General features: G+C 71.5%; 9 protein-coding genes. 8 read left to right on the top strand and 1 reads right to left on the bottom strand.

The window, feature by feature from the left end; all coding sequences use genetic code 11:
- Positions 1 to 56 precede the first annotated feature (56 nt).
- A complete protein-coding gene (locus CUD01_RS09865) occupies positions 57 to 2,636 on the bottom strand; it encodes an ATP-dependent Clp protease ATP-binding subunit (RefSeq protein ID WP_141320704.1) in 2,580 nt (859 codons plus the stop codon).
- A gap of 244 nt (positions 2,637 to 2,880) precedes the next feature.
- On the opposite strand from CUD01_RS09865, the gene CUD01_RS09855 reads away from it, so the two are divergent.
- The 8 genes from CUD01_RS09855 to CUD01_RS09820 all read left to right on the top strand — a co-directional run bounded on the left by CUD01_RS09855 (position 2,881) and on the right by CUD01_RS09820 (position 11,572).
- Entirely contained in the window at positions 2,881 to 3,531 is a 651-nt protein-coding gene (locus CUD01_RS09855; RefSeq protein ID WP_094181029.1) for a DUF6318 family protein, read from the top strand.
- The gene (locus CUD01_RS09850; protein WP_141320700.1) at positions 3,513 to 4,373 is read left to right on the top strand and encodes a hypothetical protein; all 861 of its coding nucleotides are present in this window, start codon (positions 3,513 to 3,515) and stop codon (positions 4,371 to 4,373) included. The genes CUD01_RS09855 and CUD01_RS09850 overlap by 19 nt, the downstream gene beginning before the upstream one ends.
- A gap of 180 nt (positions 4,374 to 4,553) precedes the next feature.
- A complete protein-coding gene (locus CUD01_RS09845) occupies positions 4,554 to 5,186 on the top strand; it encodes a DUF6318 family protein (RefSeq protein ID WP_141320697.1) in 633 nt (210 codons plus the stop codon).
- 86 nt (positions 5,187 to 5,272) lie between these two features.
- The gene (locus tag CUD01_RS09840; protein WP_170209613.1) at positions 5,273 to 6,016 is read left to right on the top strand and encodes a hypothetical protein; all 744 of its coding nucleotides are present in this window, start codon (positions 5,273 to 5,275) and stop codon (positions 6,014 to 6,016) included.
- A gap of 96 nt (positions 6,017 to 6,112) precedes the next feature.
- A complete protein-coding gene (locus tag CUD01_RS09835) occupies positions 6,113 to 7,975 on the top strand; it encodes a M48 family metallopeptidase (RefSeq protein ID WP_141320693.1) in 1,863 nt (620 codons plus the stop codon).
- 153 nt (positions 7,976 to 8,128) lie between these two features.
- Positions 8,129 to 10,231 (top strand): MMPL family transporter, encoded by a 2,103-nt coding sequence (locus tag CUD01_RS09830; RefSeq protein WP_141320691.1) that lies wholly within the window; start codon positions 8,129 to 8,131, stop codon positions 10,229 to 10,231.
- Between the two features lie 122 nt (positions 10,232 to 10,353).
- Complete coding sequence (locus CUD01_RS09825; RefSeq protein ID WP_141320689.1) at positions 10,354 to 10,836, top strand: PPOX class F420-dependent oxidoreductase; 483 nt, start codon at positions 10,354 to 10,356, stop codon at positions 10,834 to 10,836.
- Between the two features lies 1 nt (position 10,837).
- Positions 10,838 to 11,572, top strand: coding sequence for an SIR2 family NAD-dependent protein deacylase (locus CUD01_RS09820; RefSeq protein ID WP_141320687.1), 735 nt, complete (start codon positions 10,838 to 10,840; stop codon positions 11,570 to 11,572).
- Positions 11,573 to 11,606 lie beyond the last annotated feature (34 nt).

The following is an 11,606-nucleotide window of genomic DNA, read 5'->3' as shown; positions in this document are numbered from 1 at the left end:
GAGGGCCGGGACCTGGTGCGGTCCCGGCCCTCGCCGGTGTCGTGCTGAGGTGTGCGTCAGGCAGGCGCCAGGCCCGACCCGCCGTCACCCGACGCCACGATCGGCGGCGCGGCGGGCAGGTCACGGCCCGACCCCGGCGTCCCCGTCGAGGCGCCGACGGGCACCGGCTCCGCGTCGACCGTGCCCCGGTCGACCCCACGGAACGAGAACTCCCCGAGGAGCCCCTCGCCCTCGGCGTCGACGATCACGGTCTGACCCGAGTGGAGCTCGCCGAACAGGATCTTCTCCGACAGCGCGTCCTCGATGTCGCGCTGGATCGCGCGACGCAGCGGGCGGGCACCCAGGACCGGGTCGTAGCCCTTCTCGGACAGCAGCTTCTTGGCCGCGGGCGTGATCTCGATGCCCATGTCCTTGTCCTTGAGGCGCTTGTCGAGCTTGGCGATCATCAGGTCCACGATCGCGAAGATCTCCGGCTGCGAGAGCTGCGGGAAGACCACCACGTCGTCGACGCGGTTGAGGAACTCCGGACGGAAGTGCGTCTTGAGCTCGTCGTTGACCTTCGCCTTCATGCGCTCGTAGTCCGTCGCGAGCTCGCCGCCGGCCTGGAAGCCGGTCATGACGCCCTTCGCGATGTCCCGCGTGCCGAGGTTCGTCGTCATGATGATGACGGTGTTCTTGAAGTCGACCACGCGGCCCTGCGAGTCGGTCAGGCGACCGTCCTCGAGGATCTGCAGCAGCGAGTTGAAGATGTCCGCGTGCGCCTTCTCGACCTCGTCGAACAGCACGACGGAGAACGGCCGGCGGCGCACCTTCTCGGTGAGCTGACCACCCTCGTCGTACCCGACGTACCCGGGGGGCGAGCCGAACAGTCGCGAGACCGTGTGCTTCTCCGAGAACTCGGACATGTCGAGCTGGATCAGCGCGTCCTCGTCACCGAACAGGAACTCCGCGAGCGCCTTGGCGAGCTCGGTCTTCCCGACGCCCGTGGGTCCGGCGAAGATGAACGACCCACCGGGACGCTTCGGGTCCTTGAGGCCCGCACGCGTGCGGCGGATGGCCTGCGAGAGCGCCTTGATGGCGGCGTCCTGGCCGACGACCCGCTTGTGCAGGTTCTCCTCCATGTGGAGCAGCCGGCTGGACTCCTCCTCGGTGAGCTTGAACACCGGGATGCCCGTGGCGTTCGCCAGCACCTCGGCGATCAGCTCCTCGTCGACCTCCGCGACAGCGTCCAGGTCGCCCGACTTCCAGGCCTTCTCCTTCTCCTGGCGCTTGAGGCCGAGCTGCTTCTCCTGGTCGCGCAGGCGCGCGGCCTTCTCGAAGTCCTGCTCGTCGATCGCCGACTCCTTGTCGCGACGCGTCGCGGCGATCTCCTCGTCCAGCTCGCGCAGCTCCGGCGGAGCCGTCATGCGGCGGATGCGCAGGCGCGCGCCCGCCTCGTCGACCAGGTCGATCGCCTTGTCCGGCAGGTAGCGGTCGTTGACGTAGCGGTCCGCGAGCGTCGCGGCCGCGACCAGCGCGCCGTCGGTGATCGAGACGCGGTGGTGCGCCTCGTACCGGTCACGCAGACCCTTGAGGATCTCGATCGCGTGCTGCAGGTTCGGCTCGCTGACCTGGATCGGCTGGAAGCGACGCTCCAGGGCCGGGTCCTTCTCGACGTACTTGCGGTACTCGTCGAGCGTCGTGGCGCCGATCGTCTGCAGCTCACCGCGCGCGAGCATCGGCTTGAGGATCGACGCGGCGTCGATCGCACCCTCGGCGGCGCCCGCGCCGACGAGCGTGTGGATCTCGTCGATGAACAGGATGATGTCGCCGCGCGTGCGGATCTCCTTGAGCACCTTCTTCAGGCGCTCCTCGAAGTCACCGCGGTAGCGCGAGCCAGCCACCAGCGCGCCCAGGTCCAGCGTGTACAGCTGCTTGTCCTTGAGCGTCTCGGGCACGTCACCGCGCACGATGTCCTGCGCGAGCCCCTCGACGACCGCCGTCTTGCCGACGCCCGGCTCGCCGATCAGGACCGGGTTGTTCTTGGTGCGGCGGGACAGCACCTGCATGACCCGCTCGATCTCCTTCTCGCGCCCGATCACCGGGTCGAGCTTGGTGTCGCGCGCGGCCTGCGTCAGGTTGCGCCCGAACTGGTCGAGCACCGCCGAGCCCGAGGGCTGGCCCTCCTGCGGCCCGCCCGCGGCCACGGGCTCCTTGCCCTGGTAGCCGGAGACGAGCTGGATCACCTGCTGGCGCACGCGGTTGAGGTCCGCGCCCAGCTTGTTGAGCACCTGGGCGGCGACTCCCTCACCCTCGCGGATGAGCCCGAGCAGGATGTGCTCGGTGCCGATGTAGTTGTGGCCGAGCTGCAGCGCCTCGCGCAGCGACAGCTCCAGCACCTTCTTGGCGCGCGGCGTGAAGGGGATGTGGCCCGAGGGCGCCTGCTGGCCCTCGCCGATGATCTCCTGCACCTGCGCGCGCACGGCCTCCAGCGAGATCCCGAGCGACTCGAGCGCCTTGGCCGCGACACCCTCACCCTCGTGGATCAGGCCCAGGAGGATGTGCTCGGTGCCGATGTAGTTGTGGTTGAGCATCCGCGCCTCTTCCTGGGCGAGGACGACCACGCGACGGGCTCGGTCCGTGAATCTCTCGAACATGTGCACTCCTCACGAGCGGCGTGCTCGTCGCCCTGACCCGGCTTCGGTGGGGAGCGCCAGGGGCCGACGACGATGCGGCGTTGTTCGATGCTAACGGCGGCACCCTGGCCGATAGGCCCGTGTTCGCCGCAGGCGTGAAAGCCCACGCCCCGACCACCTGCTCACGCGACCCGGCCCGGTCGGTTGTCCACATCCCGACGGACCACCCCACCCGCCAGATGTCCGAGTTGGGTACTTTTCCCGCATGTCCCGCCTGCCCGCCGCGCTGATGCTTGCCCTGGCGACCCTCACCCTCGCCGCCTGCACCGACGGCGGGCCCGAACCCGAGAGAGCTGTCACCGTGGCCGCAACCGCCGCGACGACCCCACCGTCGACAGCGTCGGCCTCGACGACGACCGCGCCGTCCCCGTCGGCCGCGCCGACGAGCAGCGCAGGGCCGGACCAGGACATGACGACACCGCCTCAGCCACCTGCCGCCCTTGTCGGCGCTGCCACCGAGGACAACGCGAAGGCCGTCGCGCGGTACTTCCTGTCACTGGTGCCGTACGTCTTCGCCACGGGCGACCTGTCGACGTGGGACCAGCTCAGTGGCCCCGAGTGCAGTTTCTGCGACAGCATCGCGGCGACCGCCAAGGAGATCCACGGCAAGGGCAACCACGGCACCGGCGGTGCGCTCGAGCTGAACTTCACCTCGGCGTTCGCGTTGGAAGACGGCCGCTTCGTCGTCGGGATCGAGTACCTCGAGACGCCGTCCCGGACCGTCGCGTCCGATGGGTCGGTCGTCGAGGACTTCCCGGACACCTACAGCATGAAGGCGAACTTCGAACTCCGACGCTCGTCCTCGTCCTGGGTCGTCGACGGCGTCGAGGTGGACGAGTGGGCCGGCAAGCAGTGAAGGGCCTCGGCCGCCACGCCGTCCTCTGGGCGGCTGCGGCGATCGTCGTGCTGGTCACCGCGGGCGCGACCCCGGAACCGCCCTTTCCTCGTACTCGCGTCGGCGAGGACGTGGTGGAGCTGCTCGACGCGTTCAAGGGGAACCTCGCCCTGCGAGCATGGCAGGCGAATCCCGACCCTCGGATCGCGTACGCCCGTGCGCCATTGTGCAACGTCAACTCCCAGTACCTGACGCCGGAGATCGACGGCACGTGCGCCCCTCCGAACGGCACCGTCGCCGTCCCGGGCTGCGGCGATGACGAGCCGGTCGAGCCGCTGTGGCGCCGCACGCGCCCGACGCCGACGAGCACGAACTGGAGCGCCTGGGAGATGCTCTCGGGGTGGGCGTGCCCCGACGATCTTCTGCCGCCGTTCAGCCAGGAGGACCTCCGCCGGCTGACGATCGAGCCGCTGACCGCGCACCGCCAGCCTTCTGGTGAGGAGGCGCTCGTGAACAAGCCGCTGATCGTCTACGCGGACGCCGAGCACCGCACGTTCCGCACGGACCTGTTCGGCTTCGGGATCGACGTCGACGTCTACCCGGTCGAGTACACGTGGGACTTCGGCGACGGGCAGAGCCTCACGACGGTCGACCCCGGCTCCCCTTACCCCTCGTTCGACGTCGCGCACACCTACGCCGACGAGCTGAGCGCCCACCTCACCCTGACGACGACGTGGAAGGGCAAGTACCGGGTGGACGAGGACCCGGACCACGAGTGGCGGGACATCACCGGCACGGCGCAGACCACGACGCCGTTCGCGCCGTTCGACGTCATCGAGCTCCGCAGCACGCTCGTCGGGTGACATCCGGTTCCTCGGGGCTCATCGGTAAGGGTTGAGAGATGGCTGTTCATCGACGAGATCCGCACGCTCGTCTGTGTGGATGGCGCTCGAGAACGCGCCGCAACGCCCCGCGAGGACGCTTGTCCACAGCCCGGCGGACCACCCCACCCGTCGCGTGTCCGAGTTGGGTAGTTTTCGCCCATGTCCCGGACGCCCACCGCGCTGCTGATCTCCCTCGCGACCCTCGCCCTCGCCGCCTGCACCGACGCGAGCCCGCAACCTTTCGGGACGACACCGCCCGTGACCGCGGTCACCGCCACCGCGAGGCCGGAGCCGTCCCCGACGACGCCGGCTCCCTCGCCTGGTCCCACGACGGACCAGCAGGACGTCACCATCCCACCCGAGCGTCCTGCCGCGCTCGACGGCCCGGCGACCGAAGAGAACGCGAAGGCCGTCGCGCGCTACTTCCTGTCGCTCTTCCCGTATGTCGTCGCCACCGGGGACCTCGCCGACTGGGATGCCCTGAGCGGACGACCGTGCACCTATTGCTCGAGCGTTCGCGACTTCGTCACCGAGATTCATGGGGCCGGGAACCACGGCGAAGGTGGCGCCTTCGAGCTCGGCTTCACGTCGGGCTTCGACATGGGTGGCGGAGAGTTCGTGGTCGGGGTCGAGTACATCGAGACGCCGTCGCAGACGGTCGCCGCAGACGGCACCCTCGTCGAGGACTTCCCCGAGACGCTCTCGTACAAGGCGAACTTCAGCCTCGCCTGGACGGGCAGCCGGTGGGTCGTCAACGGTGTCCAGGTCGATGACTGGGGCAAGAACTCGTGAACGCGACTCGTAGGACCGCCCTCGTGCTCACCGCGGCCGCCACGATCGTCGCCGCGACGCCCACCCTGGCCTCGGCCAAGTCGCAGATGGGCGAGGACAAGGTCGTCCTCGTCGACGCGTTCGAAGGGGAGCAGGAACTACGTTCCTGGAAGGCCAAGCCCGATCCCCTGAAGCAGTACGCGCGTGCACCACTGTGCAACGTGAACTCTGAGTACCTGACGCCGGGCATCGACGGTCCCTGCGGCCCACCGAACGGCACGGTCCAGGTCCCGTGGTGCGAGGGGGAGGCGCCCGTCGAACCCCTGTGGGTCCGGACTCGGCCGACGCCGACGAGTGACGACTGGACACTCTGGCAGATGCGGGCCGGATGGGCTTGCCCTGATGACCTCCTGCCCGCGCTGACCGAGCGCGACCTGCGTCGTCTCACGATCAAGCCGCTCACAGCGCATCGCCAACCTGCCGGCACGGAGGCGTTGGTCAACAAGGCGCTGATCGTGTACGCCGAACCCGAGAACCGCACCTTCCGCACCTCACTGCTGGGCTACGGCATCGACGTCGAGGTCTACCCGGTGGCGTACACGTGGGACTTCGGTGACGGCGCGGTGCTCGAGACCGACGACCCCGGCGCGCCCTACCCGTCGTTCGACGTCGCGCACACCTACTCGCAAGAGCTCACCGCAACCGTCATCCTCACGACGACGTGGGAAGGGAAGTACCGCGTCGACGAGGACCCGGACCGCGAATGGCGCGACATCCAAGGGACCGCCCACACGACGACGCCGTTCGAGCCGTTCGACGTCATCGAGCTCCGCAGCACGCTCGTCGGGTGACGGTCCGCGAAGACGTCGTCGTCCGGACGGGGGGACGATGGGACGACTAGGTCGAAAGGACCCCGTGCCGGGAGTCCGGCTCGCCATACTCGACGCGTGAAGACCACCTACCGCGCGCTGCTGTGCTTGGCGCTCATCGCAGGGTTCTACGTCACGGCCGCGCTCGTGTTCCTCGGGATCCTCGCGGTGGGCGTCGCGCTGATCTCCTCGGGGCACACCATCGGGGCCAAGCTCGCGATCTTCGCGCTGGCCGCGGCGTTCGGGTTCGTCGTGACGATGCGCAAGGTGAGCAAGGCGCAGACGCACGAGCCCACGGGGGTCGTCCTGACGCGCGAGACCGCACCCGAGCTGTGGGCGACGGTCGAGGAGCTGGCGGCCGCTGCTCGCACGAGCGTCCCGCGCGAGGTCCGCCTCGTGCACGACCTGAACGCGTTCGTCTCCGAGGACGCGCGGGCGCTCGGGCTCGTCGCGGGGACGCGGCGCCTGTACGTGGGCCTCCCGCTCCTGCAGGCGCTCGACGTCGCGCAGCTGCGCTCGGTGCTCGCGCACGAGCTCGGGCACTACTCGCACGGTCACACGCGTCTCGCGCCCATCGCCTACCGCGGCCGGCAGGCGGTCGGCGCCGCGGCCGCGGAGGTCACGGGCGTCGCCGGTTGGGTGCTGCGCGGGTACGGGCGGCTGTACCTGCTCGCGTCCGCCGCGATCAGCCGCCGCCAGGAGCTCGAGGCGGATGCCGTGTCGGTGCAGGTCGCCGGGCGGGAGGTCGCGGCCGGCACGCTCCACGAGCTGGAGGTGCTGTCGGTCGCGTGGCGGTTCTACTTCGACCGGTACGTCTCCGACGCGTGGGAGGCGGGTCTGGCGCCGACGAGCGACGAGTTCTTCAGCGGGTTCGCCGCGCTGCTCGCGGCCCGCAGGGACGAGCTGGACCGGCTGCGCACGCTCGCGCCGTCGGACGAGCAGGCCCGGTGGGACAGCCACCCGTCGACGGCGGCCCGGGTGGCCGCGATGGAGCTGGCCGACGACCCGGTCGTCCCGCGGGACTCGCGCCCGGCCGGCACGCTCGTCCGCGACCTGCCGGCCCTGACCGGGATGCTCGCCGAGGCCGTGGTGCGGTACGCCGACCGTGAGCGCCTGCCTTGGGACGAGCTCACGCCGCGGGCCCGAGCGGCGAGCGCGCAGCACACGGCCGACATCGTGTTCCGCGCCGTGGGCCGGCGGCTCGGGGTCGAGGTCGGGTCCTTGGCGGGCCTGCTCGACCTGACGGAGCAGGGGCGGCTCGACGAGGTCCTGCTCGACCTCGGGATGGACGCCGCCGCAGACCCCGACGAGACGGGCGCGACCCCCGCGACGGCGGTGTGGGAGGCGGTCCTGCGGTGCGCGCTCGTCGAGGGCGGGGCCGCGCGGTGGGAGCACCGCTGGGACGCGCGCGACCCGTTCGTCGGGCCCGACGGCGCGCCCTTCGACCTGCGGCCGCTCGCGCTGCTCGGCGGGCAGGGCCCGAGCGGCGCGTCGGAGCTGCGGGCGCAGCTCGTCGCGCTCGGGGTCGAGCTCGACGCGGTCGCCGCGTCCGCGGAGGCGGACGCCCGGGGTGCGGCCGTGGTCGCGGGTGTCGCCAACGTCGTCGTCGGCCGCGACCACTTCGACCTGCTCGTCCTGACGCACGGGCTCGTCCTGGTGCCGTGCCCGAAGCGCTACCAGGAGGGCCGCAAGCGCCTGCGCGCGCTGGCCGCGAGCGCGTCACCGGCCGAGCTCGCCGCGCGGAGCTGGTTCGTGCCGTTCGAGGACGTCGTCGCGGGCCGTGTCACGCGGCGCTTCCCGGTCCGGGTCGCGTTCGACCTGCACGACGGCACCACGCTGGCGCTCACGACGAAGCTGGACAGCCAGGAGTTGGCCTCGGGCAGCAGCCTCGCGCTGGCCGACGTCGCCAAGCGGTTCGCCGCCCAGCCGGTCGGGGCCTGAGCCCGACCCCGACCCGAGACCTCAGGGGAACCCCACCTCGGAACCGGGGGTATCCCGGATGTCCCTGTTCGCCCCTTGTGCGGGAGCGTTTCCTCGGCGCACGGTCCGCGCCGTCTCCTCTCCCTCACATCGACGCAGTCCAGGGGGCGTGTCATGGTCAAGGTCGCCGGGTGGGTCACCCACCGGTACGTGAAGTACGTCGTCATCGTGTTCTGGCTGGGCGCGCTCGCGCTGCTCGGCCCGCTCGCGGGAAAGCTCACCGACGCGCAGGACAACGACGCCGGCAGCTGGCTCCCGAAGGACGCGGAGTCCACGCAGGTGCTGGAGCGCGCCGCCGCGTTCGTCCCGGAGGACACCGCACCGGCGGTCGTCGTCTACGAGCGGCCCGGAGGTCTGACGGCGCAGGACGAGCAGGCGATCGCCGACGACGTGCGCGCGTTCGGCGCGGTCGAGCTGCTCGCGGGCGAGGTCGTCGGGCCGCAGGTCTCGCAGGACGGTGAGGCCGCGCAGGTGATCGTGCCGGTGTCCATGGAGGACTGGGACCAGTCGATCGACGTGGTCGACGCGCTGCGCGCCGCGGGCGCGGACAACCCCGAGGGGCTGGCGCTGCACGTGACCGGGCCGGTCGGGGCGTCGGCGGACTCGGCGGCGGCGTTCGAGGGCATCGACTCGACGCTGCTGTACGCCGCAGCCGCGGTCGTCATCGTGATCCTGCTGCTCACCTACCGCAGCCCGGTGCTGTGGCTGCTGCCCCTGGTCTCGGCGGGAGTCGCGCTGACCGTCGCGCAGGCCGTGGTGTACCTGCTGGCGGAGAACGCGGACCTCACCGTGAACGCGCAGAGCGCGGGCATCCTCACCGTCCTCGTGTTCGGCGCGGGCACCGACTACGCGTTGCTGCTCACCGCGAGGTACCGCGAGGAGCTGCGCAGGAACGGTGACCGGCACGCCGCGATGGCGGTCGCGCTGCACCGGGCGAGCCCGGCGATCATCGCGTCCGGCGCGACGGTCGCGGCCGGGATGCTGTGCCTGCTGTTCGCGACGATGAGCTCGACCGCCGGGCTGGGGCCGGTGGCGGCCGCGGGCATCGTCGTCTGCCTGCTCGTCATGCTCACGCTCCTGCCGGCGCTGCTCGTCACGGTCGGCCGCTGGGTGTTCTGGCCGCGCGTGCCGCACCTGGGCGACGCCGAGCCGACCGAGCACGGCTTCTGGGCGCGCGTGGGTGACCGCATCGCGCTGCGGCCGCGTCGCACGTGGGTCGGGACGTCCGTGGTGCTCGTCATCGCGTCGTTCGGGGCCCTGCAGCTCAACGCGACGGGCCTGTCGACCGAGGAGTCGTTCACCACCGAGCAGCCGTCGATCGTCGGCGAGCAGGTGCTCGTCGACCACTTCACGGGTGGCGTCGGGACGCCCGTCGTCGTGCTGGCGCACGCGTCGGCGGCCGACGACGTACGCGCGGCGTTCGCGGGCGTCGAGGGCATCGACCCGACGAGCGTCACCGAGCCCGTCGTCGCGGACGGCACCGCCTACCTCGAGGGCACGCTCACCAGCGAGCCGGACTCCGAGGCGGCCTTCGACACCATCGACCGCGTCCGGGACGCCGTGCACGCGGTGCCGGGTGCGGACGCCGTGGTCGGCGGGGAGACCGCGATCAACCTGGACGTGCAGCGCGCGTCGGCCCGCGACAACCTCGTCGTGATCCCGATCATCCTGCTCGCGGTCCTGCTGATCCTCGTCGCGCTCCTGCGCTCGGTCGTCGCGCCGCTCGTGCTCATGGGCACGGTGATCCTGTCGTTCGGTGCGGCCATCGGCGTCTCGGCGCTCGTGTTCCGCCACGTGTTCGACTTCGCGGGCGCCGACTCGTCGTTCCCGCTGTTCGTCTTCGTGTTCCTGGTCGCGTTGGGCATCGACTACAACATCTTCCTCATGACGCGCGTGCGTGAGGAGGTGCAGCGCGTCGGTCACCGGCGGGGCACGCTCGTCGGCCTCGCGGCGACCGGGGGTGTCATCACGTCCGCCGGTCTGGTCCTCGCGGGCACGTTCGCGACGCTCGGCACGCTGCCGGCGGTCGGGTTCGCCGAGATCGGGTTCGCCGTGGCGTTCGGCGTGCTGCTGGACACGCTCGTCGTCCGCTCCGTGCTCGTCACCGCGCTCAACCTCGACATCGGCCCGCGCATGTGGTGGCCGAGCCGCCTGGCCCGCCGCCCCGAGCCGGAGCCCGCACCGGCGGTCGCGCGGGTCCCCGAACCTGTCGGCTGACCACCCGCACCCGGCGCCGCCCCCGCCCACGCAACCCGTGGCGCGGGGGCGGTGCGATCCGTGAGGGGCTCGTACTCGTCACGTGACGACGGTCGCGGCTGAGTTCGTCGTACGGTCGTCGTATGCCGCGAACCATCGCCCGCACGACCCAGGTCCCTCTCGACGAGCTGCTGGACTTCGTCCGGCCGCGGCACCACCTGCTGCTCGTCACCACGCGCGCGGACGGCCGCCCGCAGGTCTCGCCCGTCTCGGGCGGCGTGGACGACGAGGGCCGCATCGTGATCTCCACCTACCCGGGCCGCGCCAAGACGCGCAACGCCGGGCGTGACGCACGCGTGAGCGTGTGCGTGCTCTCGGACGAGTGGGACGGCCCGTGGGTGCAGGTCGACGGCACCGCGCAGGTGCTGCACATGCCGGAGGCGGAGGACGCGCTGGTCGACTACTTCCGCTGCATCGCGGGCGAGCACCCGGACTGGGGCGAGTACCGGGCGGCGATGCGGGTGCAGGGCAAGTCGCTGATCCGGATCACGCCCGAGCGCTGGGGTCCGATCGCGACGGGCGGGTTCCCCGCGGACGTCGCGGCCCGGCTCGACGCGCAAGGCTGACGTGCCGCACCACCACGACGAGCCCACGGTCACGGTCCTCACGGGCGCGGGGATCTCCACGTCGTCGGGCATCCCCGACTTCCGAGGACCGCAGGGCGTGTGGACGCAGGACCCGTCGGCCGCCCGGCTCCTGGAGATCTCCGCGTACGTGCGCGACGCCGACGTGCGGGTGCAGGGTTGGCGCGCGTGGGCGGGGCACGCGGTCTGGCACGCCCATCCGACGGCCGCGCACCGCGCGCTCGCGGACCTCGAGCGGGCGGGCGGGCTGCGCGCGGTCCTCACGCAGAACTTCGACGGCCTGCACCAGGCCGCGGGCTCGTCCGACGAGCACGTGGTCGAGCTGCACGGGTCGCTCGCCACCACGTCGTGCCTGCGGTGCACGACGACGTGGCCGACGAGCGAGGTGCTCGCACGGCTGCCCGACGAGCCGGACCCGCGCTGCGTCGAGTGCGGCGGGGTGCTCAAGCCGGACGTCGTGTACTTCGGCGAGCAGCTCCCCGAGGACGCGCTGAGCCGCGCGGTCGCGGCGGCGACGGACGCGCAGACGTTCGTCGCGATCGGTACGACGCTCACGGTCCACCCGGTCGCGAGCCTCGCGCCGCTCGCGGTCGAGTCCGGGGCGCGGCTGGTGATCGTCAACGCCGAGCCCACGCCGTACGACCACCTGGCCGACGAGGTGATCCGCACCCCGATCGACGAGGCGGTCCCCGCCCTCGTCGCGACCCTGACCCGCTGACCCCGCGAGCCCTATAGCGACGCGCTATGGTCGG

The organism is Cellulomonas uda, assembly GCF_006538705.1.
GTDB lineage: Bacteria > Actinomycetota > Actinomycetes > Actinomycetales > Cellulomonadaceae > Cellulomonas > Cellulomonas uda.
Note: the sequence above shows the minus strand (reverse complement) of the source record. Positions and strands in the feature narration are given on the sequence as shown.

Bases quoted from the DNA above. Each gene is read 5' to 3' on its own strand.
- CUD01_RS09865 (WP_141320704.1), bottom strand. From the start codon at position 2,636: ATGTTCGAGAGATTCACGGACCGAGCCCGTCGCGTGGTCGTCCTCGCC.
- CUD01_RS09855 (WP_094181029.1), top strand. From the start codon at position 2,881: ATGTCCCGCCTGCCCGCCGCGCTGATGCTTGCCCTGGCGACCCTCACC.
- CUD01_RS09845 (WP_141320697.1), top strand. From the start codon at position 4,554: ATGTCCCGGACGCCCACCGCGCTGCTGATCTCCCTCGCGACCCTCGCC.
- CUD01_RS09840 (WP_170209613.1), top strand. From the start codon at position 5,273: ATGGGCGAGGACAAGGTCGTCCTCGTCGACGCGTTCGAAGGGGAGCAG.
- CUD01_RS09830 (WP_141320691.1), top strand. From the start codon at position 8,129: ATGGTCAAGGTCGCCGGGTGGGTCACCCACCGGTACGTGAAGTACGTC.
- CUD01_RS09825 (WP_141320689.1), top strand. From the start codon at position 10,354: ATGCCGCGAACCATCGCCCGCACGACCCAGGTCCCTCTCGACGAGCTG.